Annotated in this window: 20 protein-coding genes and 2 riboswitches; of the genes, 10 read left to right on the forward strand and 10 right to left on the reverse strand. The window is 67.4% G+C overall.

The genetic code is table 11. The annotated features are described in order from the left end of the window. Nucleotides 1-82: 82 nt before the first annotated feature. Complete coding sequence (gene uvrA / locus CTR55_RS12640; RefSeq protein ID WP_296286645.1) at nt 83-2,917, reverse strand: excinuclease ABC subunit UvrA; 2,835 nt, start codon at nt 2,915-2,917, stop codon at nt 83-85. A gap of 214 nt (nt 2,918-3,131) precedes the next feature. Here uvrA and CTR55_RS12645 point away from each other — a divergent pair, with 214 nt between their 5' ends. From CTR55_RS12645 to CTR55_RS12655, 3 genes are all read left to right on the forward strand, one after another. Beyond that, entirely contained in the window at nt 3,132-4,520 is a 1,389-nt protein-coding gene (locus CTR55_RS12645) for an MFS transporter (protein ID WP_296286646.1), read from the forward strand. 18 nt (nt 4,521-4,538) lie between these two features. Then, complete coding sequence (gene ssb, locus CTR55_RS12650; RefSeq protein ID WP_296286649.1) at nt 4,539-5,039, forward strand: single-stranded DNA-binding protein; 501 nt, start codon at nt 4,539-4,541, stop codon at nt 5,037-5,039. A 175-nt stretch (nt 5,040-5,214) separates the two neighbouring features. Next, nucleotides 5,215-5,403, forward strand: a complete 189-nt coding sequence (locus CTR55_RS12655) for a hypothetical protein (RefSeq protein ID WP_296286650.1) — start codon at nt 5,215-5,217, stop codon at nt 5,401-5,403. Between the two features lie 137 nt (nt 5,404-5,540). On the opposite strand, the gene cobJ is transcribed toward CTR55_RS12655, so the two are convergent. Genes cobJ through cobG form a run of 4 tightly spaced genes read right to left on the reverse strand, consistent with a single transcriptional unit; the run spans nt 5,541 to nt 9,895 of the window. Then, nucleotides 5,541-7,190 carry a precorrin-3B C(17)-methyltransferase gene (cobJ, locus tag CTR55_RS12660; protein WP_296286652.1) on the reverse strand — a complete coding sequence of 550 codons (1,650 nt, stop codon included), beginning with the start codon at nt 7,188-7,190 and terminating at the stop codon, nt 5,541-5,543. Beyond that, entirely contained in the window at nt 7,190-7,930 is a 741-nt protein-coding gene (locus tag CTR55_RS12665) for a precorrin-2 C(20)-methyltransferase (RefSeq protein WP_296286654.1), read from the reverse strand. The genes cobJ and CTR55_RS12665 overlap by 1 nt, the downstream gene beginning before the upstream one ends. Then, nucleotides 7,930-8,556, reverse strand: coding sequence for a precorrin-8X methylmutase (locus tag CTR55_RS12670; protein ID WP_296286656.1), 627 nt, complete (start codon nt 8,554-8,556; stop codon nt 7,930-7,932). The genes CTR55_RS12665 and CTR55_RS12670 overlap by 1 nt, the downstream gene beginning before the upstream one ends. Then, on the reverse strand, nt 8,549-9,895 hold the full coding sequence (gene cobG / locus CTR55_RS12675) for a precorrin-3B synthase (RefSeq protein ID WP_296286659.1): 1,347 nt from the start codon (nt 9,893-9,895) through the stop codon (nt 8,549-8,551). Before cobG ends, CTR55_RS12670 begins: the two co-directional genes overlap by 8 nt. Nucleotides 9,896-9,981: 86 nt before the next feature. Then, a riboswitch (cobalamin riboswitch) is annotated at nt 9,982-10,221 on the reverse strand. 69 nt (nt 10,222-10,290) lie between these two features. Here cobG and cbiE point away from each other — a divergent pair. The 4 genes from cbiE (at nt 10,291) to CTR55_RS12695 (ending at nt 14,201) form a co-directional block, all read left to right on the forward strand. Beyond that, nucleotides 10,291-11,493, forward strand: coding sequence for a precorrin-6y C5,15-methyltransferase (decarboxylating) subunit CbiE (cbiE, locus tag CTR55_RS12680; RefSeq protein ID WP_296286661.1), 1,203 nt, complete (start codon nt 10,291-10,293; stop codon nt 11,491-11,493). 36 nt (nt 11,494-11,529) lie between these two features. Continuing rightward, entirely contained in the window at nt 11,530-12,627 is a 1,098-nt protein-coding gene (locus tag CTR55_RS12685) for a cobalt-precorrin-5B (C(1))-methyltransferase (RefSeq protein WP_296286663.1), read from the forward strand. Further along, nucleotides 12,624-13,349 carry a cobalt-precorrin-6A reductase gene (locus CTR55_RS12690; protein ID WP_296286665.1) on the forward strand — a complete coding sequence of 242 codons (726 nt, stop codon included), beginning with the start codon at nt 12,624-12,626 and terminating at the stop codon, nt 13,347-13,349. Before CTR55_RS12685 ends, CTR55_RS12690 begins: the two co-directional genes overlap by 4 nt. A 228-nt stretch (nt 13,350-13,577) precedes the next feature. Continuing rightward, nucleotides 13,578-14,201 (forward strand): glutathione S-transferase, encoded by a 624-nt coding sequence (locus CTR55_RS12695; RefSeq protein WP_296286667.1) that lies wholly within the window; start codon nt 13,578-13,580, stop codon nt 14,199-14,201. Nucleotides 14,202-14,214: 13 nt separating this feature from the next. Here the strand turns inward: CTR55_RS12695 and CTR55_RS12700 are convergent, their stop codons facing one another. From CTR55_RS12700 to CTR55_RS12710, 3 genes are all read right to left on the reverse strand, one after another. Beyond that, complete coding sequence (locus tag CTR55_RS12700) at nt 14,215-14,826, reverse strand: hypothetical protein (protein WP_296286669.1); 612 nt, start codon at nt 14,824-14,826, stop codon at nt 14,215-14,217. Between the two features lie 86 nt (nt 14,827-14,912). Next, complete coding sequence (locus tag CTR55_RS12705; RefSeq protein ID WP_296286671.1) at nt 14,913-15,659, reverse strand: VWA domain-containing protein; 747 nt, start codon at nt 15,657-15,659, stop codon at nt 14,913-14,915. Further along, nucleotides 15,584-16,591 carry an AAA family ATPase gene (locus CTR55_RS12710; protein ID WP_296286673.1) on the reverse strand — a complete coding sequence of 336 codons (1,008 nt, stop codon included), beginning with the start codon at nt 16,589-16,591 and terminating at the stop codon, nt 15,584-15,586. The genes CTR55_RS12705 and CTR55_RS12710 overlap by 76 nt, the downstream gene beginning before the upstream one ends. Nucleotides 16,592-17,174: 583 nt before the next feature. Here CTR55_RS12710 and CTR55_RS12715 point away from each other — a divergent pair. From CTR55_RS12715 to CTR55_RS12725, 3 genes are all read left to right on the forward strand, one after another. Next, nucleotides 17,175-18,272, forward strand: a complete 1,098-nt coding sequence (locus CTR55_RS12715; RefSeq protein WP_296286675.1) for a 3-deoxy-7-phosphoheptulonate synthase — start codon at nt 17,175-17,177, stop codon at nt 18,270-18,272. 143 nt (nt 18,273-18,415) lie between these two features. After that, nucleotides 18,416-18,574 (forward strand): DUF5993 family protein, encoded by a 159-nt coding sequence (locus CTR55_RS12720; RefSeq protein ID WP_296286676.1) that lies wholly within the window; start codon nt 18,416-18,418, stop codon nt 18,572-18,574. 8 nt (nt 18,575-18,582) lie between these two features. Beyond that, nucleotides 18,583-19,140, forward strand: coding sequence for a disulfide bond formation protein B (locus CTR55_RS12725; RefSeq protein WP_296286678.1), 558 nt, complete (start codon nt 18,583-18,585; stop codon nt 19,138-19,140). A gap of 151 nt (nt 19,141-19,291) precedes the next feature. Here CTR55_RS12725 and cobN read toward each other — a convergent pair whose 3' ends face one another. Continuing rightward, the gene (gene cobN / locus CTR55_RS12730; protein WP_296286680.1) at nt 19,292-23,023 is read right to left on the reverse strand and encodes a cobaltochelatase subunit CobN; all 3,732 of its coding nucleotides are present in this window, start codon (nt 23,021-23,023) and stop codon (nt 19,292-19,294) included. Between the two features lie 177 nt (nt 23,024-23,200). Continuing rightward, nucleotides 23,201-24,253, reverse strand: coding sequence for a cobalamin biosynthesis protein CobW (cobW, locus tag CTR55_RS12735; protein WP_296286682.1), 1,053 nt, complete (start codon nt 24,251-24,253; stop codon nt 23,201-23,203). 165 nt (nt 24,254-24,418) lie between these two features. Continuing rightward, nucleotides 24,419-24,614, reverse strand: a riboswitch (cobalamin riboswitch). Nucleotides 24,615-24,641 lie beyond the last annotated feature (27 nt).

Genomic DNA, 24,641 nt, shown 5'->3' on the forward strand with positions numbered 1-24,641 from the left:
CGCCCCCCTCGGTCCTACGAAAAGACAAAGAAAAGCCCCTGCGCCGATATTGGCGACAGGGGCTTTTTCATGCGCGCACGAATCAGGCCCGGTCGCGCTCCAGCAGCGGCTTGAGGAAGTGCCCGGTGTGCGACACCGCCAGCTCCGAGACCTGCTCCGGCGTGCCGGTGGCGATGATCTGGCCGCCTTTGGAGCCGCCCTCGGGGCCGAGGTCGACCAGCCAGTCGGCGGTCTTGATCACGTCCAGGTTGTGCTCGATCACTACCACGGTGTTGCCGTGGTCCCGCAGGCGGTGCAGCACGTCGAGCAGTTGCTGGATATCCGCGAAGTGCAGGCCGGTGGTCGGCTCGTCGAGGATATACAGGGTCTTGCCGGTGTCGCGCTTGGACAGCTCGCGGGACAGTTTCACCCGCTGCGCCTCACCGCCGGACAGCGTGGTCGCGCTCTGGCCGAGCTTGATGTACGACAGACCGACATCCATCAGCGTCTGCAGCTTGCGGGCGATGGCCGGCACGGCGTCGAAGAACCCGCGGGCGTCCTCGATGGTCATGTCCAGCACCTCGGTGATGCTCTTGCCCTTGTAGCGGACTTCCAGCGTCTCGCGGTTGTAGCGCTTGCCCTTGCAGACGTCGCAGGGCACGTAGATGTCCGGCAGGAAGTGCATCTCCACCTTGATCACGCCATCGCCCTGGCAGGCTTCGCAGCGGCCGCCCTTGACGTTGAACGAGAAGCGGCCCGGGCCGTAGCCCCGTGAACGCGACTCCGGCACGCCGGCGAACAGCTCGCGGATCGGCGTGAACAGTCCGGTGTAGGTCGCCGGGTTCGAGCGCGGGGTGCGGCCAATCGGGCTCTGGTCGATGTCCACCACCTTGTCCAGGTGCTGCAGGCCGTCGAAGGAATCGTAGGGCGCGACTTCCAGCGTGGTGGCGCCGTTCAGCGCGGTGGCGGTGATCGGGAACAGGGTGTTGTTGATCAGCGTCGACTTGCCCGAGCCGGAGACGCCGGTGATGCAGGTGAACAGGCCGACCGGGATTTCCAGGTTGACGTTCTGCAGGTTGTTGCCACGCGCGCCCTTGAGCTTGAGCAACTGCTTCTTGTTGCGCGGGGTGCGCTCGGCGGGCACGACGATCTTGGTGCGGCCGGACAGGTAGGCGCCAGTGACCGAGTCCGGATGGTCCATGACCTGCTGCGGCGTGCCCTCGGCGACGATCTTGCCGCCATGCACGCCCGCGCCAGGGCCGATGTCCACGACGTAGTCGGCGAGGCGGATGGCGTCCTCGTCGTGCTCCACCACGATCACCGTGTTGCCCAGGTTGCGCAGGTGGGTGAGGGTGCCCAGCAGGCGTTCGTTGTCGCGCTGGTGCAGGCCGATGGAGGGTTCGTCGAGGATGTACATGACGCCCACCAGGCCAGCGCCGATCTGGCTGGCCAGGCGGATACGCTGGGCTTCGCCGCCGGACAGGGTGTCGGCGCTGCGGTCCAGGGTCAGGTAGTCGAGGCCGACGTTGACCAGGAACTGCAGGCGCTCGCGAATCTCCTTGAGGATCTTCGAGGCGATCTCGCCGCGGCGGCCGGTCAGGGTCAGGCTCTCGGCATACTCACAGGCGGTGCCGACCGGCATTGCGGTGATCGCCGGCAGCGTCTTGTCGCCGACCCACACATGGCGTGCTTCGCGACGCAGGCGAGTGCCGTGGCAGTCCGGGCAGGGCTGGGTGCTGAGGAACTTGGCCAGCTCCTCGCGCACGGTGGCCGATTCGGTCTCGCGGTAGCGGCGCTCCAGGTTCGGCAGGATGCCCTCGAACGGGTGCGCGCGCTTGACGATGTCTCCGCGGTCGTTGAGGTAGCGGAATTCGACGTTCTCGCGGCCGGAGCCGTTGAGGATGAACTTCTGGTGCTCCGGGTCCATGGCCTGGAACGGCTCTTCCAGGCTGAAACCGAAGTGCGCGGCCAGCGAGCCGAGCATCTGGAAGTAGTAGACGTTGCGTCGGTCCCAGCCGCGTATCGCGCCCTCGGCCAGAGTCAGCTCGCCATTGACCACCCGGCGCGCGTCGAAGAACTGCTTCACGCCCAGGCCATCGCAGGTCGGGCAGGCGCCGGCCGGGTTGTTGAAGGAGAACAGCTTGGGTTCCAGCTCGCTGATGGAGTGGCCGCAGATCGGGCAGGCGAAGCGGGCGGAGAAGATGATTTCTTCGCCCTCCTCATCGTCCATCGGAGCCACCAGCGCGATGCCGTCGGCCAGGTTGATCGCCGTCTCGAAGGACTCCGCCAGGCGCTGCTGCAGGTCGCCACGCACCTTGAAACGGTCTACCACCACGTCGATGGAGTGCTTGAGCTTCTTGTCCAGCTTAGGCACTTCGTCCAGCTCGTAGAGCTTGCCGTTGACGCGGGCGCGGACGAAGCCCTGGGCGCGCATCTCGTCAAACACCGCCAGGTGCTCACCCTTGCGCTCGCGGATCACTGGCGCCAGCAGCATCAGCCGCCGACCTTCGGGCAGCGCCAGCACCTGGTCGACCATCTGGCTGACGGTCTGCGCTTCCAGCGGGATGTCGTGGTCCGGGCAACGGGGAATACCCACGCGCGCATAGAGCAGGCGCAGGTAGTCGTAGATTTCGGTGATGGTGCCCACGGTGGAGCGCGGGTTGTGGGAGGTGGATTTCTGCTCGATGGAAATCGCCGGCGACAGACCTTCGATGGTGTCGACGTCGGGCTTTTCCATCATCGAGAGGAACTGCCGGGCATAGGCCGACAGGGATTCCACGTAGCGGCGCTGGCCCTCGGCGTAGAGCGTGTCGAAGGCCAGGGAAGACTTGCCGGAGCCGGACAGGCCGGTGATCACGATCAGCTTGTCGCGCGGCAGGGTCAGGTCGATGTTCTTCAGGTTGTGGGTACGTGCCCCACGGATGAGGATCTTGTCCACTGCGGCCTCGCATGGCGGGCGAAAACTATCGATTATACGGGGCGTTTCCGGCACGCGGCAAAGTAGCGCGTGTGTGCCCTTGGACTTCGGGGCTGCTAGAATGCCCGGCTATTTTTCGGCGTTGGCGACAGCCGGCTCTTCGCGGACTGGAAGGGCGCGCCGTCACGGGAGCAGTGAAGCGCAATCCCGACATCCGTCTTCCCACGAGGGGCTTATGCACGATTCCCACACTGAGCGCATGAGTGGCACAGAACTCCGGGCAACTTCCGGCCTGGCGTTGCTCTATGCCTTCCGTATGCTCGGCATGTTCATGCTGCTGCCGGTCATGATGACCTACGGCATGGATCTGGCCGGCGCCACTCCAGCCCTCATCGGTTTCGCCATGGGCGCCTACGGCCTGACCCAGGCGGTGCTGCAGATTCCGCTGGGCACCTTGTCCGACCGCATCGGCCGCCGCGCGATCATCGTCATCGGCCTGCTGGTATTTGCCATCGGCGCCGGCGTGGCCGCCAGTTCCGACACCATCTGGGGCGTCATCGCCGGCCGGGTGATCCAGGGCGCCGGGGCGATTTCCGCGGTGGTCATGGCGCTGCTCTCGGACCTGACCCGCGAACAGCACCGCACCAAGGCCATGGCCATCATCGGCATGAGCATCGGCGTGTCCTTCGCCGCCTCAATGGTCGCCGGCCCCGTGCTGACCCACTGGTTCGGCCTGCACGGGCTGTTCTGGTTCACCTCCGGCATGGCGCTGGTGGGCATCCTGATCATCCTGTTCATGGTGCCGGTGCCGGATCACCGCATGCAGCACCGCGAATCCAGCGTTGCCCGGCAGTCGCTGATCCCGACCCTGAAGAACGCCGACCTGCTGCGCCTGGACGTTGGCATCCTGGTGCTGCACGCCATCCTCATGGCCAGCTTCGTCGCGCTGCCGCTGGCGCTGGTGGAGCGCGCCGGGCTGCCCAAGGAGCAGCACTGGTGGGTCTACCTGACCGCGCTGCTGATCGGCTTCTTCGCCATGGTCCCGTTCATCATCTACGCCGAGAAGAAGCGCCAGATGAAGCGCGTGCTGGCCGGTGCGGTGGCGACCCTGATGCTCTGCGAACTGTTCTTCTGGGAGTTCGGCAACAGCCTCAAGGAACTGGTGTTCGGCATCGTCGTCTACTTCACCGCGTTCAACCTGCTGGAAGCCTCGTTGCCTTCGCTGGTGAGCAAGGTTTCCCCGGCCGGCGGCAAGGGCACGGCAATGGGCGTCTACTCCACCAGCCAGTTCCTCGGCGCCGCCGTGGGTGGCATTCTGGGTGGCTGGATGTACCAGCACGGCGGGCTCGATGGGGTGTTCATCGGCTGCGCGGTCCTTGCTGCCATCTGGCTGGCGATTGCTGTTACCATGCGCGAACCTCCGTATGTAACGAGTATTCGCCTGCCTTTGTCCGACGAGGCGCTGCGCGATGCTTCGTTGGCTGAGCGTTTCAAGGCATTGCCCGGTGTGAGCGATGTGATGGTGGTCGTTGAAGAAGCGGCCGCTTATGTCAAAGTAGATTCCCAACAAGTTGATCGCACGTCCCTCGAGCGCCTCGCCGGCGCCGAGCAGGCGACGTGCTGAAGCCTTTAGGAGAGCGTCATGGCCCGTGGGGTTAACAAAGTCATTCTGGTGGGTAACGTCGGTGGCGATCCGGAAACCCGCTACCTGCCCAACGGCAACGCGGTGACCAACGTCACCCTGGCCACCAGCGAGAGCTGGAAGGACAAGCAGACCGGCCAGCAGCAGGAACGTACCGAGTGGCACCGCGTGGTGTTCTTCGGTCGCCTGGCGGAGATCGTCGCCGAGTACGTGCGCAAGGGCTCGCAGATCTACGTCGAAGGCAGCCTGCGCACCCGCAAGTGGCAGGGTCAGGACGGCCAGGACAAGTACACCACCGAGATCGTGGTCGACATCAACGGCAACATGCAGCTGCTCGGCGGCCGTCCGGGCGCCGGTGGTGATGACGCACCGCGCGCTCCCCGCGAGCCGCAACAGCAGCGTCCGCAGCAGGCCCCGCGCCCTGCGCCGCAGCAGCAGTCCCAGCCCGCGCCGCAACCGGCTCCGGACTACGACAGCTTCGACGACGACATTCCGTTCTAACCCGAACGGATCGAGTCCCAAGAGCGCAGCCTTCGAGCTGCGCTTTTGCGTTTCTGGGACGCTCGTTTTGGCGAATCTTCGTAAAGGTCTTTCTCGATAGCGAGTATTTAATTAGCCCGCTAATTAAATGACTCTGGAATTGCCTTGATGTACGGCAAAACCGGAGAAGAAAGACATGAGCATTACGGTGACCGAGCGTGACGACGAGCATAAATCCCGTGAGTTCCGCGCCCAGGGCGGGCGTTGCTGGGATGTGCACCAGGAAGGCCAGTTGGTTGGCATCTTCCATAACGAAGGCGAGGCGCAGGCCTACCGCATCTCCCTGGAACTGGAGACGCGCTACCGCCATGCGGCGGATTTCTAGAGTGTGAGAGCCCCGTGGCGACGGTGCGCCACGGAGCTGCTTCCCCTGTAGGAGCGAGCTTGCTCGCGAACAGATTTCCCGGCAGTTCTGGTGCCGAGATGTTCGCGAGCAAGCTCGCTCCTACGAAAAGCTGGGGTTCAGCGATACCAGCGCGGCGTGTACACCCAGTTACCGCCGCCGGCGCGGGGGAAGCGCCGGGTCAGGGACGAGCCGACGATTACCAGCGTGCGCATGTCGACCATCTCCGGCACCAGCTCGCCGAGGGTGACGACACGCAGCGCTTCCGCCGGGCGACCGATGTCGCGGCCGAGCACCACCAGCGTCTCTGGCGAGCGGTGGCGGCGGACGATTTCCAGTGCGCGCCCCAGTTGCCAGGGGCGTGCCTTGGATATCGGGTTGTAGAAGGCCATGGCCAGGTCGGCGGCGCCGGCATGGTCCAGGCGCTTCTCGATGGTCTCCCACGGCTTGAGGTTGTCCGACAGGGAAATCAGACAGAAGTCATGCCCCAGCGGCGCACCGGCTTTTGCGGCGGCGGCCAGTGCGGCGGACACGCCCGGCAGCACCTCCAGCTCCACGCCATGCCAGTGCGGGTCGCTGCTCTCGTGCAGGGCTTCCATCACGGCGGCGGCCATGGCGAATACGCCGGGGTCGCCGGAGGAAATCACCACCACACGCCGACCGCTGGCGGCCAGCTCGAAGGCGTGGCGGGCGCGCTGCATTTCCTCGCGATTGTCAGTGCAGTGGCGTACCTGGTCGTCACGCAGGGGCTCGGCCATCTTTACGTAGGTCTCGTAGCCGAGCAGGTCCTGGGCTTCATCCAGCGCGCGGCGCACGGCGGGGATCATGAAGTCGCTGGCGCCTGGGCCCAGACCTATCACGCTGAGTCGCCCGCGCGGCTGGCCGATGCCTTGTGCTTCGAGCGGCGTGGCGGCGCGGTGCAGGTGGAAGGAATCGCCATGCAGCACAGCCGGCGGCAATTCGTCGTCGTTGTGGATGAATCGCAGCGGTACGTCCAGTTGGCGGGCGGCCTCGGCCAGGGCCGGATCGGCCATGCGGCAGCGCGGCGCCACCACTGCGGCCAGCGATGCTGCGGCCAGGCCGGCCTGCGCCAGGCCCTGGCGGATGCGCTCGGGCAGTTGCGAATCCACCAGCGTGACGTGGGCGAGGACGATGCACGGATGGATGCGCAGCTCGTTCTGCGCGATGCCCTCGGCGCAGGCATCGATGCGCAGGGTGTGCGCGGCGTCCTCGGCCAACGGCAGGTCCAGCTCGTCCAGCCAGGGCGCGTCGCCCTCGATGCGCAGGGTGTCGCCGCCCAGCAGGTCGGAGACGAACCGCTTGCCCTGTTCGATGTCCGCCAGTGCATAGCCAGGCGGCGGGTCGAGCAGGCAGGCGCCGAAACGCAGTTCGCCGCTGGTGGTGATGGCAGGCGCCACGTCCAGCGCGGCGGCCATCTCGCGGGCCATGCGGTTCACCCCGCCCAGCCCGCCGAGCAGCGGTACCACGGCGCTGCCGTCTTCGGCGACGGCCAGCACTGGCGGCTCTGCACCTTTCTCGACGAGTAGCGGGGCAAGGGTGCGGATGACGATGCCGGCGGCGCACAGGGCGATGATCGGGGTGTCGTCGCGGTAGAGCTGGCGCAGGGTATCGCCGAAGTTCGCGTAGGACTCATCGGCGCCTTCGACGCGGTCCTTCAGGCCCAGCACACGCGCCTGTGGATAAATCTCCTGCAGGCGTCGCGCGGTGGCCAGCGCGCCCTGGCCGAGAATGACGATGGCGGTGCGCATCAACCGTTCCACCGCTGGCCGGGGATGACGATCATCGAGAAGTACGGCGAGGCCATCGGGTCGACGTCGTCCAGCGCAACGATGCGCTGCTCGCGCATGGTCGCGCGCTCGACGTAGTGGGCGCCGCCGTCGCGGCCCAGCTCGCGTAGCACACGGCGGACCTTGTCGAAGTTGCGGCCGAGCTTCATCACCACCGCCGCATCGGCGTCGGCCAGGCGGCACTTGAGTTCGTCTTCCGGGAGTACGCCGGAGAGCACCGACAGGCTCTGGTTTCGATACACCAGCGGCACGCCGAGCACCGCCGCGCTGCCGAGCATCGAGCAGACGCCGGGTACGACTTCGGTGTCATAGCGTTCCGAAAGACGGTCATGCAGGTACATGTACGAGCCGTAGAAGAACGGGTCGCCTTCGCAGATCACCGCCACGTCGCGGCCGGCGTCCAGGTGCGCGGCCACCTGCGCGGCCGCAGTGTCGTAGAAGTCGCTGATCACGCCTTCGTAGGTCAGCGGCGGCTCCAGCTTCTCGGTGGTCACCGGGTAGACCAGCGGCAGGCGCTGCTGCTCATCGAGCAGGTGCTGCTCGATGATGGCGAAGGCGTTGCCGCCCTGGCCGGCATGGTGTTTGGCCTTGGCCACGAAGTAGCCGATCACCGGGGATGCACGCAGCAGGCGCAGGGCCTTGAGGGTCAGCAGTTCCGGGTCGCCCGGGCCGACGCCCAGGCCGATGAGGCGGCCGGTCATCACTCCACCTCCGTGGCCAGGGCGTTCACTGCGGCGGCGGCCATCGCACTGCCGCCACGGCGTCCACGGACGATCACGTAGGGCACGCCACGGCTGTCGGCGGCAAGGGCGTCCTTGGATTCCATGGCGCCGACGAAACCCACCGGGAAGCCGAGGATCAGCGCCGGTTTCGGTGCGCCGGCATCGAGCATTTCCAGCAGGTAGAAGAGGGCGGTCGGGGCGTTGCCGATCACCACCACGCTGCCTTCCAGGTGCTCGCGCCAGTGCTCCAGCGCCACCGCCGAGCGGGTGTTGCCCAGCTCGCGGGCGAGTTCCGGGACGTCCGTGTTGTTGAGGGTGCAGATCACCTCGTTGTGTGCCGGCAGGCGCGCGCGGGTGATGCCCTCGGCGACCATCCGCGCATCGCAGAGAATCGGCGCGCCAGCGGCCAGTGCCGCGCGACCGATGGCCCCGGCACCTGTGGAGAAGCGCAGGTCCTGCACCACGTCGACCATGCCGCAGGCGTGGATCACTCGCACGGCGAGTTTCTCCAGGTCGTCGGGGATACCGGACAGGTCGGCTTCCGTGCGAATCGTGGCGAAGGACTGGCGGTAGATCGCCTGGCCGTCGCGGATGTAATCAAGCATCAAGGGGAGCTCCGGGTGCGGCCAGCAGATCGCCGGCGGCATCGAGGGAAAGGTTGCGCGCCAGCGGCTGGCCGAAGCCGGCCACGCCATCGGCGCGACGGAACAGGTCATAGCGGCCGTCGGCGACGGCCAGCAGGGTGTAGGGGGCGACGTGGGCGGCGGCGCAGGAGCGCGGGCAGCCGCACAGGTGTACGCCGGCTGGTGGCGCGTGGCGCAGACGTTCGGCCAGGCGCAGGGCATCGGCCTTGGTGTCGGCCAGCCCGCGGGCGCAACCGCTGGAGCCGCTGCACGCGATCAGGCGCGACAGCGGCTGCGCGGCGTCGATCACCAGGCCGAGGTTGGCCAGCGCGCCGAGGACGATGGCCGCGTCGGTCTGTGCCACGTCGGGGAGGATCAGACTTTGCCAGGGCGTCAGACGCAGCTGTCCGCCGCTGAAGCGCTCGGCAAGATCGGCGAGGCCGAACAGCGTGGTGCTGTCCAGGCGTCCGAGGACGAATCCCGCACCGACCATGGCGCGTTCCGGCTGGCGCTGGGGACGAATCCCGAGATGGCCGAAAGCCTGCGGCGCAGGACGTCGCCAGTTATCCACAGCCGGCCCAAGGTGCAGCCTGAAGGGCAGGCGCTGCTGCAGGCGCTCCAGCAGCACCTCATCGCGGAGCATCTCGCGCAGGTGGCGCATGCGCGTCTGGCCATCGCCGGCGAGATCGAGGAACAGGTGCAGCAGGGTTTCCACCAGCAGCGGTACTTGCTCGGCGCTCACGGCGGCGAGGGCAGGGCGATCGGTCTCGTGCTGCGGCGGGCAACCGGCCAGGCCGAAGGCGAACAGCGGCGTCGCATCGTCGGACATGGCCGACAACCAGAGATCGTTGGGGTGCTCCAGCATCGCCAGCGCTTCGCCTGCGTCGAGCTGGATGCCGAACTTGGGCGACAGACCATGGAAGCGCGGAGTGCGCTCCAGCAGGTCGAGCAGTTGGCGCGCCAGTCGGCTCGCATCGAAAGTGTTGCCAGTGCCCAGGCCCATTGCCGGGCTGACCAGCAGGTTGCGCACGTCGTCCGACGCCAGCTCACGCGGGCCGAGGCCGGCAGCCAACAGTTCACGGCTCAGCGCATTTTCGGCGCCGGCATGTACGCCGCGAATCTGCAGGTTGGCGCGGTTGGTCGCTTCCAGCACGCCGTCGGCATGTCGTTCGGCGGCCAGGGCGATGGCGCGCGCGGCGTTGGCGTCGAGTTGCCCGCAGGGCAGCTTGATGCGGCAGATGCCGCCATCGCGGGAGGCCACGATACGCAGCAGGCCGGGGCAGGGGTGCGGGCGGACGGGCAGAGCTGAGGAATCTTGCACGGTGGTCACCAGGGCTGGGTCGCGGTGACCTGCGAATCCCCCAAAGGGGACTTCACGACACCGATACACCCCGCTCGATGTCTGCACGCGCGACTGGTTTCGTCGGCAGGTCTCCTGGCTGGCAGGTCCTCATCCAGCGCGGCCTTCCCGGTTGCCCAGTGGCCTGACCGACAACACGGAACGCTGTTCTCGTGCTGCCGCATTGCGCGGACTCGCTGCTTACAGTTGCGGGGGCAGCCACGGCTTAACCGTGTTCCCTCTTCGGCTCTGAGAAACCTCACCGCAAAAGGCGAAGCATCCTACGAGCACCGACGAAGCGGGTATTATGCCTGCTTTGCCCGAAGGCAGGAAAAGCCTGCCCGTCGGATCGATCGTCGCACCCCTGAGGACATTTCATGACGCCCTGGCTGACCATCGTCGGCATCGGCGAGGACGGCTATGCCGGCCTCGGCAAGGCTGCGCGCCGCGCCCTGCTCGCCGCCAGCGAAGTGATTGGCGCGCCGCGCCAGCTGGAGCTGCTGCCGCATTGCCTGGGCGCCCGTCGCCAGGCCTGGCCGAGCCCGTTCAGCCTGGAGCCGGTGTTGCGCCGGCGCGGCGAACCGACCTGCGTGCTGGCCAGCGGCGATCCGATGCTGTTCGGCGTCGGCGCGAGCCTGGTCCGTCAGATTCCGTCCGAGGAAATGCTCGTGCTTTCCGCACCGTCTTCCGCCTCTCTCGCCGCCGCGCGGATGGGCTGGGCGTTGCAGGACTGCACGCTGCTGTCGCTGGTGGCGCGCCCATTGGCTGCACTCCATGCGCAGGTCCACGAGGGCGTGAAGCTGCTGATCCTCAGCAACGATGGCAGTAGCCCGGTCGCCATCGCCGCGCTGTTGCGCGAGCGCGGTTTCGGCGCCAGTCGCCTCAGCGTGCTGGAGCACCTCGGCGGTGAGTCGGAACGACGCATCGACGGGCTCGCCAGCGACTGGTCGCAGAGCGAGACTGCTGCGCTGAACCTGGTGGCCGTGCAGTGCGTAGCCGGTGTCGACGCGGTTCGTCTGCCCCTGACCATCGGCCTGCCGGACGACGCCTACCGCCACGACGGCCAGCTGACCAAGCGCGATGTGCGCGCCGTGACCCTGGCGCGGCTGGCGCCGAAGCCCGGCGAACTGCTGTGGGACGTCGGCGCCGGTTGTGGCTCCATCGGCATCGAGTGGATGCGCGCGCACCCGAGCTGCCGCACGCTGGCCATCGAAGCCAACGACGGGCGCCAGGGACATATCCGCTTCAACCGTGACGCCCTCGGTGTGCCGGCACTGCAACTGGTCTGCGGCGCCGCGCCGGAGGCGTTGCAGGGGCTGGAGCGCCCCGACGCGATCTTCATCGGCGGCGGTGTGACCCTGCCCGGCGTGTTCGAGCAATGCTGGGAGCAGCTCAAGCCCGGCGGTCGGCTGGTCGCCAACGCCGTCACCCTGCAGAGCGAGGCCCTGCTGCTGAGCTGGCGCGCCCGCATCGGCGGCGAGCTGACCCGTCTGTCGCTGTCCCAGGCGCAGCCGCTCGGTGGCTTCGATACCTGGCGCGCGGCGTTGCCGATCACCTTGCTGGAAGTCTGGAAGGCATGAGGTCTTTGTTTCCCTACGGCAACGGCGCTCCCTGCCGTGCGTGACGAAACTCCCGAAGAACCCCGCCCGCTGCGCAGTGGCTACACCACCGGCAGCTGTGCCACTGCCACCAGCCTGGCGGCAGCGCGCCTGCTGCTGACGGGTGAAACGCTGGACGCCGCACAGATCGCCCTGCCGAAACAGCGCAGCGCGACCCTGCGCCTGGAGTTCTGCCGGCTCACCGCCGACGGCGCCGAAGCCGGCACGCTGAAGGATGCCGGCGACGACCCGGACGTAACCCACGGTGCGCTGGTCTTCGCCCGCGTCGCCCTGAGCGATGAGCCCGGCGTGCGCTTCCACGCGGGAGAAGGCGTCGGCACCATCACCAAGCCGGGGCTGGTGCTCGCAGTGGGCGAGCCGGCGATCAACCCGGTGCCGCGGCAGATGATGCAGGGCAACCTCGCTACGCTGGCGGCCGAGTGCGGCTATGCCGGCGGCTTCGACGTCACGATCAACATCGAGGGCGGCGCCGAGCTGGCGCTCAAGACCATGAACCCGCGCCTGGGCATCCTCGGTGGTCTGTCGATTCTCGGCACCACCGGCATCGTCCGGCCGTTCTCCTGCTCGGCCTACATCGCCTCGATCCAGCAGGGAATCGACGTCGCCCGCGCCAACAGCTTCCGCCACCTCGCCGCCTGCACCGGCAACGCCAGCGAGGACGCCATGCGCCGTCGCTACGGCTTCGACGACACCGCGCTGATCGAGATGGGCGACTTTGTCGGCGCCGCGCTCAAGCACCTGCGCAAGGTGCCGGTGGAGCGCTTCAGCGTCTGCGGCGGCTTCGGCAAGATCAGCAAACTCGCCGCCGGCCACATGGACCTGCACAGCCGCCACTCCAGCATCGACCTGCCGCAGCTGGCCGAGTGGGCGGCGGAAATCGGCGCGTCGGCAGACCTGCAACAGCGCATGCGCGAAGCCAACACCAGCCAGCAGGCGCTGGCGCTGTGCCGCGCCGAGGGCATCGCACTGGGTGATGCCGTCTGCGCCCGCGCGCTGGCCTTTGCCCGGCGCATCGTGCCCCTGGAAGTGACGCTGGAAGTCTTCGCCATCGACCGTCAGGGCAACCTGGTGGGCGAAGCGCTGGAGGTGCGATGAAGCGGGTCCTGCTGCTGGGCGGCATCGGCGAGGCGCTGGCCATTGCGCGCCGTCTCGGCCCGCAGCACCTGTACAGCCTCGCCGGCCTCGGCAAGGTGCCGGACGACCTCGCCTGTGAAGTGCGGGTGGGTGGTTACGGCGGCGCCGAGGGCCTTGCCCAGTTCATCCGCGAACGCGGTTTCGACCTGCTGCTCGACGCCACCCATCCCTACGCCGCGCAGATCAGCGCCAACGCTGCCCGTGCCGCGCAACTGGCTGGCGTGCCTTGTTGGGCGCTACGTCGTCCCGGTTGGCAGGCTGGGGTGTGGGACGACTGGCGTGAGGTGGCTGACTGGCCGGCGCTGATCTCGGCGCTGAATGGCTTTTGCCGCCCGCTTTTCACCCTGGGCCGCGAGCCGCTGGAGCATCTGGACGAGATTCCCGCTCACCAGCACTGGACCGTGCGTTGCCTGCAAAGCCTGCCCGGCAACGCGCGCGCCGAAGTGCTCGGCGCGCGCGGGCCGTTCACCCTGGACGGCGAGCGCGAGCTGTTCACCCGCCTGGGCACCGACGTGCTGGTCAGCAAGAACAGCGGCAGCCAGGCCACCGAGCCGAAGCTGCAGGTTGCCCGCGAGCGCGGTGTGCCAGTGCTGATTCTGGCGCGGCCGGCATTGCCGACCGTGGATCGGGAATTCGACAGCGTCGAGGCACTGTGGGCGGATCTGCGGCGCTGCCTTTCGTAGGAGCGAGCTTGCTCGCGAACCCTCGTGTCGCCAGCGATCGCCTTGCCGCAGGTCGGCCCTTCTGCAACCGAGCTACCCGTGCGGTTCGATTGAACGACCCGACTCGGGGGTGTTCACAGCTTCGTAGTTGTTCGCGAGCAAGCTCGCTCCTACGAAAGTCGTCACGATGCTTCTCCGCCGCCCGGCCAGTCTCTATGCTGGGCCCCGGTTTTCACAGGGAGTGACACCATGCTGCGAATCCTCGGCCGCGCTTCATCGATCAATGTACGCAAGGTGCTCTGGGCCTGCGCCGAACTGAACCTGCCCTACGAACGGGAAGACTGGGGCACGGGCTTCCGCTCCACCGCCTCGGCGGAGTTCATCGCACTCAACCCCAACGCTATGGTGCCGGTCCTCGTCGACGGCGACTTCGTGCTCTGGGAGTCCAACGCCATCTGCGGTTATCTCGCCACCCAGTACCCGCAGGGTGAATTGCTGCCCACCTCAGCGCGCGAGCGCTCCCTGGTGGAGCAGTGGATGGGCTGGCAGGCCACCGAGCTGAACAACGCCTGGCGCTACGTGTTCATGGCCAGGGTGCGCAACAGCCCGAGCCATACCGACGAATCCGCCATCGCCCTGAGCGAGGCGCAGTGGAACCACTGCATGGCCCTGCTGGATCGCCAGCTGGCGCACACGGGCGCGTTCGTTACCGGCGCCTGCTTCAGCCTCGCCGATATCGTGCTCGGGCTGTCGGTGAACCGCTGGTACCTGACGCCCATGCAGCGCCCCGATCTACCGGCGGTGGCGGCTTACTACGAGCGCCTGAGCGAGCGGCCCGGGTTCCTGTTGCATGGGCGCAATGGGGAGCCTTGAGCGAGTTGCGGCACTACTTGGACCAGGGGCTGTTCTTCATTCGCGCGAAGTTCTTCCTGGCGCTCCACAGCACAACCGCAGGTTCGCCGGCACGATTGGTCTCCGTGGCAGTGAGAAGCCCGTACTGTGTTCTCCAGACCACCAGGTTGTTGCCCGAAGGGTCCAGGCCGAAATCGCCAAACCTGGACTCGGGCAGGCGCTTGGCGTTTTCCTGCCACGTGCTCAGGTAGCCGCGAAGAGGTTCGAATGAACTGGACGGAAATAGAAAACGCACGTGGTTCAGGCGCTCCTTCTTGAAGAAGAACACCACCTGGCTGGCAGGAATTTCGGCGAAGGCCGAGCTGATCGGCGCCAGGCAGAGATAGTCATCGTTACGAATGCGCTCCCGTGGTCCGAGGTCGCCGTAGCATTTCAGGCGGTAGCCCTGGCTCGTGTAGTGATTGATGATTTCGCTCTGGCTTTGCGAGGAAATCTGCTCGGGCGTTTCCATGAAGCCGGGGGCATCGGTCGGGACTACCACGGGCGCCAGAACCTGTGCGTCGGCTCTCGAAGCCTGGTGGCGGTCATACGCGAAGTAGGCAAGGGCCGTGGCCAGGCCTGCCAGCAGTAGTGCACGTGTCTGCATGAAGAGTTCTTTCCTTGAACGTGAGCGTGACCGATCCATCGGCGGCCCACTTTATCCAGGTCGGCTCACAGGTGACAGTGGCGCGCTTATCGATCTATGCGGGGTACCTCGGCGACTCTGCGGTATTCCGCTCCCAGCTCTTGGGCGAGTCCTTGTGCCCGCCCCAGCCGCACGGCTCCGCCTTCGATATCCACCAGCACCGTCGGGCAGTTCAGTGGCTGCAGCGCCGGCCAGTCGCGCAGGCGGCCGTCGGTCAGCACCAGCAGGCGCTGGTGTTCGCCCGGCTTCTGTCGCTGGCGCTGGTCCAGCCATTCGCGGGCTTGCTGCAGCGCCTCGATCAGCGGGGTGCCGCCGCCGGCTCCAAGTTGCTCCAGCCACTCCTGCAAGTGACGCGAAGCCTTCTGGCCCTGCCATAACCAGCGCGGTTGTGCGCCGGTGGCGTGCAGTACGGCGAGGCGCGCACGTTGCCGGTAGGCCTGTTCGAAAGTGTCGGCGAGCAGGCCCTTGGCCTGGGTGAGAGCACCGTGGCGGCGTGTACTGGCGGAGGCGTCGACTATCACCAGCCAGAGTTCGCCGGGCTGGCGGCTACGGGCGCGCAGCACCAGGTCGGCACGGTGTTGCGGGCGGCCGTTGCGCAGGGTGGCGGGCCAGTCGATACGGCCGTGCGCGCCCGATTGGCGGGCGCCGCTGCGGCCGCCGGCGAGCTGGCCGGGTCGGGGTTTGGCATCCGCGCCTGGGGCCTGGCGCGGGCGGATGCTCAGGGCTTTTTTGGCCAGCCCGTCAGTTGCCGGCGTTCGCCCATGGCGACGCTCTGCGCGGGCAGTTCGCCCCATTGGCCTTCGCCGTTGGATGCATTGGACGATGCCTGCGACTGGCTGGATGAGGGCTGCGGCGGCGTGCTCGATTGCGGTGATGCAGGACGACGGCGATGGGCGAGGGCGAAGTGCTCGACCGCATCGATATCCTGCGCCTCGATGGCGTTGGCGCCGCGCCAGGCCGCGTGGGCGCGGGCTGCGCGCAGCCAGACGAGGTCGGCGCGCAGGCCGTCGACGCCGGCGGCGTGACAGCGCTCGGCGATGGTCTCCAGCGCGGCATCGTCCAGGGGGATCGCCGCCAGTTGCTGTCGTGCATCGCCACAACGTTGTTGCAGCGCCTGCTGTGCGGCCTGCCAGTGCGCAAGGAACGCCTGCGGGTCGGCATCGAAGGCCAGCCGACGGCGGACGATTTCGGCGCGTTCGCTCGGTGCGGGTGTTCCTTGCAGTTGCACCTTGAGGCCGAAGCGGTCCAGCAGTTGCGGGCGCAGTTCGCCTTCCTCGGGGTTCATCGTGCCGATCAGCACGAAGCGCGCCGGATGGCTGTGGGACAGGCCGTCGCGTTCGATCAGGTTGACCCCGCTGGCGGCCACGTCGAGCAGCAGGTCGACGAGGTGGTCGGGCAGCAGGTTCACTTCATCCACATAAAGCACGCCGCCGTGGGCATGGGCCAGCACGCCGGGGGAGAATTGCGCGCGACCTTCGCCCAGCGCCGCGTCCAGGTCGAGGGTACCGACGATGCGCTCCTCGCTGGCGCCCAGCGGCAGGGTGACGAAGCGCCCGCCGTCCAGCAGGTCGGCGACGCCGCGCGCCAGGGTGGACTTGGCCATGCCGCGCGGCCCTTCGATCAGCACGCCGCCGATGGCTGGGTCGATGGCCGCCAGGCACAGGGCCAGCTTCAGCTCATCGGCGCCGACGACGGCTGCCAGTGGGAAATGGGGAAGGGCGCTCATGGGGATTTCCTGCAGATTTCGTCCGTGCATGGTAGCGAACCGGGTGCAGGAGGTGCGACCAATGTCCATCGCAGCGATAGATTCAAGTCATTGATCGGCGCTGCGCGATGCAGTACCTTGGCTCCCATTCCACGGAGAACATCATGCCGTCCAGCCTGTCCATCCAGTCCCTCGCCCGCCTCGGTGCCATTGGCTCCGTGGCTGCTCGCGCGCAGGTCCTGGCCACTGCTGCCGGCGCTTTCTTCTATGGGTATTGGTTTAGCCAAAGGCGCGCCTGATACCCCACAGGCGCCCTAGCAAGCAGGGTCGCCAACCAGACAGATTCATCAAACCCCGGTCGGCAACCCGACCGGGGTTTTTGTTTTTCCGGCCCACAAGGCCAACACATTGCCAACCAATTGAATCGGGCCAAAACGCCCGGACAGAGGATCAAGCCATGAACACCACCAACTACCGCTATTACCGCAACTCCGACTGGCGATTTAGCAGCGCGCTGCGTGCCACCCAACGAGCCTTGTCACGAACACTTAGATAGAGCGCCGAGCGCGGATAGAAGACCGCGCCGGCCAAGGATGCCAGTCAGATGAATGCTTCCACCTCCCCCCTGATCCGCCCCGAACACGCAGCCACCGCCGAAGTCCTCGACCTCCCGCTGCCCTCCGCTCGCCGCCGCGAACACCCGCTGCCGAGCCCTGCCGAACTGCGCCAGCGCTTACCGCTTTCTCCTGCCATGGCCCACCGCGTCCGCGAAGGCCGCGAGGCGATCCGCGCCGTACTCGACGGCCGCGATCCGCGTCTGCTCGTCGTCATCGGCCCGTGCTCGCTGCACGACCCCGTCTCCGCCCTCGAATACGCCGACCGTCTCGCCGAACTGGCACCGCAGGTCAGCGACCAGCTGCTGCTGGTGATGCGCGCCTACGTCGAGAAGCCGCGTACCACCATCGGCTGGAAAGGCCTGGTCTACGACCCGCAGCTGGACGGTACGGGCGACATGGCCGGCGGCCTCGAACTGTCGCGCCGGCTGATGCTGGGCATGCTCGAACGCGGCCTGCCGATCGCCACCGAGCTGCTGCAACCGCTGGTGGCCGGCTACTTCGATGACCTGCTCGGCTGGGCCGCCATCGGCGCGCGCACCAGCGAATCCCAGGTGCACCGCGAGATGGTCAGCGGCCTCGACCTGCCAGTGGGCTTCAAGAACGGCACCGACGGCAGCATCGGCATCGCCACCGACGCCATGCGCTCGGCCGCGCATCCGCACCAGCACTTTGGCATCGACGCGCTGGGCCGTCCGTCGCTGGTGCAGACCCAGGGTAACCCGGACACTCATCTGGTGCTGCGCGGCGGCCACGCCGGGCCGAACTTCGACGCGGCCAGCGTGCAGCAGATTCGCCAGGGGCTGGAGAAGCTCGGCCTCGACCCGAGCATCCTGGTGGATTGCAGCCACGCCAACAGCGGCAAGGACCCGCTGCGCCAGCCGGCGGTGCTGGACAGCGTGCTCGACCAGCGCCTGGCCGGCGATGCCTCGCTGCGCGGCGTGATGCTGGAGAGTCATCTGTTCGACGGTTGCCAGCCGCTGTCCGGCGAGCTGCGCTACGGTGTGTCGATCACCGATGGCTGCCTGGGCTGGAGCGGCACCGAGTCTTTGCTGCTGAATGCAGCGGAGCGCCTGCGTCGAGGCTGAAAGTCCAGCGCGAGGGTTTGGGAAAGGACTCCCCGGAAACGGGAAATCTCTTCAGGCGGTGACCGCTAGTGTACTGGCGGCGCCGCCGGAAGCCGGCGGCCGACTCTCCTTTCTGCTCCCCACTGCGGAGCGAGGTAACGCCGATGTACATGTTCCTGCCGTTTCTGCTCGCGCTCTGCGCGGCGGTCAGCACTGTCATGGGGAAGACCGGAGCCAGCTACGCGCTGTGGCTGGTCCTGCTGCTGGTGACGCTGGGGTGGTTCGATCACCACGTCACCGATCCGCTGACGCTGTCGTTCTGAGGGCCGCCATGAACTCACCTGTCTTCCAACCGGAAAGCCGTCTGCCGCTCTGGCTGAACGTCCTCGCGCTGTATGCGATCTGCGCCGCGTTGTTGGTCGCGTTCTACTACCAACTGATGAAGTCCGAGCTGCCCTGTCCGTTGTGCCTGTTGCAACGGGTCGGGATGCTGCTGATCGGTTTCGGTTTCCTGTTCAACGTCCGTTTTGGCATTCGCAACCGTCATTACGCCATGGCGCTGCTGGGTGCGCTAACGGCGGGGGCCGTGGGCATGCGTCAGGTCTTCCTGCATATCACTCCCGGTGATGCGGGCTACGGCTCACCCTTCCTCGGTTTGCATTTCTACACTTGGACGGTGGTGGCTTCGCTGATGGGGATCGTCGCTGTCGCCGTGATGATGATGTTGAAAGAAGGATCCGATCGCGAGCCCCCGCGCTTCTCGTTGCCGGGCAAGGTGGGGGCGCTGCTGTTCACTGCGCTGATCGCGGCGAACCTGGTCTCCACCGTGCTGGAGTGCGGCGCCGGGCAGTGCGACGACAACCCCACGTTCTATCAACTGCTGCGCTGAAGACTTGCTGAAATCTTGCAGGAGCGCGCCGTGCCCGCCCCTGCCGACAGAATCGTAGGATGGGTGGAGCGCAGCGATACCCATGCTGATGGTGCAGGGGATCGATGGGTATCGCTGTGCTCCACGCCATCCTACGAGAGCGCGATAGCCCTCACTGCTCCTCGCTGTCCACCAGCAGGTTCTCCAGCGTCTCGCGGTACTCCCCCGGTTCTTCCCACAACCCGCGCTGCTGCGCTTCCACCAGGCGTTCGGCGATGTCGCGCAGGGCCTCGGGGTTGTGCTGGCGGATGAACTCGCGGGTGTCGTCGTCCAGCAGGTAGGCATCGGCCAGCAGGCGGTACTGGTGGTCGTCCACCAGTTCGCTGGTGGCGTCGAAGGCGAACAGGTAGTCCACCGTCGCGGCCAGTTCGAAGGCGCCCTTGTAGCCGTGGCGTTTCATGCCGGCGATCCATTTCGGGTTCACCGCGCGGGCGCGCACCACGCGGCCGAGTTCTTCCTTCAGGGTGCGGATGCGCGGGTTGTCCGGCTGGCTGTGGTCGCCGTGGTAGCTGGCCAGCGACTGCCCCTGGATGACCTCGGCGGCGGCGAGCATGCCGCCCTGGAACTGGTAGTAGTCGTTGGAGTCGAGGATGTCGTGCTCGCGGTTGTCCTGGTTGTGCAGCACTGCCTGCAGGCCGGACAGGCGCTGGGCGAAGCGCTCGCGCGCCGGCGTGCCGTCATCGCTGGCGCCGTAGGCGTAGCCGCCCCAGTTCAGGTAGGCCTCGGCGAGGTCGGCGCGGCTGTCCCACTGGCGCGATTCGATCACGCCCTGCACGCCGGCACCGTAGGCGCCGGGCTGGGCGCCGAAGATGCGCCAGCCGGCCTGGCGGCGGGCTTCGTCGACGGCTAATCCGTCAGACTGCAAACGCGCCTGATCGGCCCGCACGCGAGCGGCCAGCGGGTTCAGATCGTCCGGCTCATCCAGCGCAGCGACGGCCTGCACGGCGGCGTCGAACAGACGGATCAGGTTGGCGAAGGCATCGCGGAAGAAGCCCGAGACGCGCAGCGTGACGTCGACCCGCGGGCGGTCGAGCAGGGTGATCGGCAGGATCTCGAAGTCCTCCACGCGCTGGCTGCCGGCCTGCCACACCGGGCGCACGCCGAGCAGTGCGAGGGCCTGGGCGATGTCGTCGCCGCCGGTGCGCATGGTGGCCGTGCCCCACACCGAGAGGCCGAGCTGGCGCAGGTGGTCGCCGTGGTCCTGCAAGTGGCGTTCGAGCAGGCGGCTGGCGGACTGGAAGCCCAGGCGGAAGGCGGTGGGCGTGGGCAGGTTGCGCACGTCCACGGTGAAGAAGTTGCGCCCGGTGGGCAGCACGTCGACTCGCCCGCGACTGGGCGCGCCGCTGGGGCCGGGCGGAACGAAGCGGCCGTCGAGGCCGGCGAGCAGGTGGCCGATTTCGCTGGCGCCGCAGGCGTCCAGGGTCGGTGCAATCTGCTGGTGAAGCTGTGCGAGGACTGCCTCGCTGGCGCTTCCAGGCGCGCTGACGAGACCGTCGATCAGACGCAGGGCGAACAGCTCCAGGCGCTCGCGGGTGTCGCCGTTGCTGCGCCAGGGTTCGTCGCTCACGGCGAGCAGCACGTCCGGGCGCGGGCCTTGCCAGGCCTCGGCGAAAGCTTCGTCCAGCGGGTCGCGCCCCAGTTGCAGGTCTTCGCTCAGCGCGCGCAGCAGGCTGGCATTGCCGCCGCGTCCATCGCCACGCGGAATGCGCACCAGTGACAGCAGGGTGTCGCGGCGCAGCTCGCCCACGGGCGATTCGCCGAACATATGCAGCCCATCGCGAATCTGCGATTCCTTGAGGTCGCACAGGTAGGCGTCCAGCTGCGGCAACCAGCTTTCCGCATCGTCGCTCAACTGCAGGCCAAGCTCGCGGTCCAGCGAGGTTTCGCGCACCAGCGTGAGAATGTCGCCGCGCAGCTCGGTGGCGCGGCGTGGGTCGAGCAGGGAGGCGTCGTAGTACTCGTCGGCCAGGCGTTCGAGGTCGCGCAGCGGGCCGTAGTTTTCCGCGCGGGTCAGCGGCGGCATCAGGTGGTCGATGATCACCGCCTGGGCGCGGCGCTTGGCCTGCGCGCCTTCGCCGGGGTCGTTGACGATGAACGGGTAGAGATTCGGTAGCGGGCCGAGGATCACGTCCGGCCAGCACTCCTCGGAAAGCCCGACGCCCTTGCCCGGCAGCCATTCTAGGTTGCCGTGCTTGCCGACATGGATCACCGCGTCGGCGTCGAACACCTCGCGCAGCCAGAAGTAGAAGGCGAGGTAGCCGTGGGGCGGCACCAGCGACGGGTCGTGATAGATCGCCGCCGCGTCGAGCTGGTAGCCGCGCGCCGGCTGGATGCCGACGAAACCGAGGCCGAAGCGCAGGCCGGCGACCATCATGCGGCCGCTGCGGAACATCGGGTCCTGCTGCGGCTCGCCCCAGCGCTCGCGCACGGCATGCTGGTTGGCTTCGGGCAGGCGCGCGAAGCAGGCGAGGTAGTCGTCCAGCGCCAGGCTCTGCGCGCAGGGGCGCAGATCGAGGCTGTCAAGGTCGTTGCTGACGCCGCCGAGCAGTTGCTGGATCAGCGCGGTGCCGGAATCGGGCTGGCCGGCGACCGGATAACCCTGAGCCTCCAGCGCACGCAGGATGTTCAGTGCGGCGGCCGGCGTGTCGAGGCCGACGCCGTTGCCGATTCGTCCGTCACGGGTCGGGTAGTTCGCCAGGATCAGCGCCACGCGCTTGTCGGCGTTGGCCTTGCGCGAGAGCAGCATCCAGCGCCGAGCCAGCTCGGCGATGAAGTCCATGCCCGGCCGGTGCGCCAGGTAGCAGACCACGTCGCTCTGGCTGCGCTCGCTGCGCCAGGCCAGGCCCTTGAAGCTGATCGGCCGGGTGATGATGCGCCCGTCCAGTTCCGGTAGCGCGATGTGCATGGCCAGGTCGCGCGGGCCGAGGCCTTGTGGGTTGTCGCGCCAGAGGTCGAAGTTGTCCAGCGAGCAGATGGCTTGCAGCACCGGCACGTCGCGTCTGAACGGCCGCTCCTGCGGCGCTTCCGGGTTCGACTGGGCGAAGCCGGTGGTGTTGATGATCAGCTCGGTGTCGGCGGCATCCAGCAGGCTTTCCACCGCCTCCAGGCAGGCGGCTTCCTTGAGGCTGGCCACGGCGATGGGCAGCGGGTTGATGCCTTGGGCCAGTAGACGCTCGCAGAAGGTATCGATGAAGCCGGTGTTCGCCGCTTGCAGGTGCGTGCGATAGAACAGCAGCGCGGCGACCGGGCACTCGGGGTTCCAGTCGGCCTGCCAGCGGGCGAGGTCGCTGCTGCCAAGCTGCGGATGATAGACCGCTACGCGCGGCAAGGTCTGTGGCTCGCTCCAGGCGTAGTCGCGTTGCAGGTGACGGCTGGCCAGGCAGGCGAAGAACTGCCGGGCGTTGTCCATGCCGCCCTGGCGCAGGTACTGCCAGAGGCGCTCGGCATCCTGCGGCGGAACGCTACACAGGGCGCCGAGTTCGGGGTCGGGCTTGTCGTCGCCGGGCACCGCGATCAGCGTGGCGCCGCGCTCGGCCAGCGCCGCCAGTTGTTCCATGCCGTAGCGCCAGTAGCCAACGCCGCCGTGCACCGAGATCAGGATGACCTTGGCGTGCTGCAGCACCTCGTCGACGTAGAGGTCCACCGACGCGTGGTTCTGCAGCTGCATGGGGTTGGCCAGGCGCAGGCTCGGGTAGTCTTCCGGCAGCTCGCGCGCGGCCTCGGCGAGCAGCGCCAGGTGCGAGTCGCCGCTGCAGAGGATCACCAGCTCGGCGGGCGTCTGGGCCAGGTGGGCGATGCCGTCGTCGGGGACGAAGCCGCCGGGTTGGGTGCGGAGCAGGTGCATGGGGTCGCTCGGTGTGAATGCTCTTGTAGGAGCGAGCTTGCTCGCGAACCAAACTCCGCTGCGAGGCTGTTCGCGAGCAAGCTCGCTCCTACAGGGAAATGGCACGGATGGGTGGAGCTTGCGATACCCATCAGCGGTGGTGGGTATCGCCGTGCTCCACGCCACCCTACGAAGTCATCAAACCAGAGCGGTACGCAGCTCGTTGGCGATGGTGGCCTGGTCCAGCTCCTGGCCGATCACCACCAGGCGGGTACTGCGGGTTTCGTCGCTGCGCCAGGCGCGGTCGAAGTGCTTGTCGAAGCGCTTGCCGACGCCCTGCACCAGCAGGCGCATGGGCTTGCCGGGGACGGCGACGAAGCCCTTGATGCGCAGCACGGCGTGGCGCTCGACCAGCGCGTTCAGCGCATCGAGCAGGGCGCGTTCTTCCACTTCCGGCAGGTCGACGTGGAAGGAGTCGAACTCGTCGTGGTCATGATCTTCATGGCCTTCATGGTCGTGGTGCGTGGGGCGGCTGTCGATGTGCAGCTCGGCCTCGGCGTTCAGCCCCAGCAGCACCGAGAGCGGCAACTGGCCGGAGTTGGCCTCGACGATCTTCACCGCCGGCGGCAGCTCTTCGGCGACTTCGGCGCGCACGCGGGCGAGGGTGTCGGCGTCCAGCAGGTCGGCCTTGTTCAGCACCACCAGGTCGGCGCTGGCCAGCTGGTCTTCGAAGAGTTCGTGCAGTGGCGATTCGTGGTCCAGGTTCGGGTCCTGCTTGCGCTGCTCGTCCACCTGCTCGGGGTGGGCGGCGAAGGTGCCGGCGGCCACGGCCGGGCTGTCGACCACGGTGATCACCGCGTCCACGGTGCAGGCATTGCGGATTTCCGGCCACTGGAAGGCCTGCACCAGCGGCTTGGGCAGGGCCAGGCCGGAGGTCTCGATGAGGATCTGGTCGAGGTCGCCACGGCGCGCCACCAGCTCGCGCATCACCGGGAAGAATTCTTCCTGCACGGTGCAGCACAGGCAGCCGTTGGCCAGCTCGAAGACGCGGCCGAGTGCTTCTTCTTCGCTGCAACCAATGGAGCACTGCTTGAGGATGTCGCCGTCGATGCCCAGCTCGCCAAACTCGTTGACGATCACCGCGATACGGCGGCCTTCGGCGTTGTCGAGCATGTGGCGGAGCAGGGTGGTTTTGCCGGCACCGAGGAAGCCGGTGACGATGGTGACGGGGAGTTTGGCCAGGGTTTTCATGCGCGCCTCGCAAGCGAAATTGGGAGGGCGGATGAAGGGCGCGCGCGCGGGCTCGCCGCGCAACGAAGGTCGCCACCGGATCACCCCGCCCGGTTGTCTGTTGATAACGAACCCGTTCTGGATCTCGCGAGCTAGAGCCAAAGCAGCATGGCCGACGCGCCGCAGATCGAAAACCAGTTACGAGGCAGGTCTCCTGGCTCACAGCCCTTGGGTGTCTCTTCGCCTTCCCGCCCGAATCGGCAGTGGCGCGTGAAGAGACAGGCTGTTCACAGTTGCGGGGGCAGCCGTGGCGCATCCGAAGATTTCCACGTTCCCTCTTAGCTCCGGCCAGTGCCGGAGAACCTCGAAGGCAGGAAGGCTACGCAGCACGGCCGGGGCGGTCAATCGC

The organism is Pseudomonas sp. (assembly GCF_002796985.1).
Lineage (GTDB): Bacteria > Pseudomonadota > Gammaproteobacteria > Pseudomonadales > Pseudomonadaceae > Pseudomonas.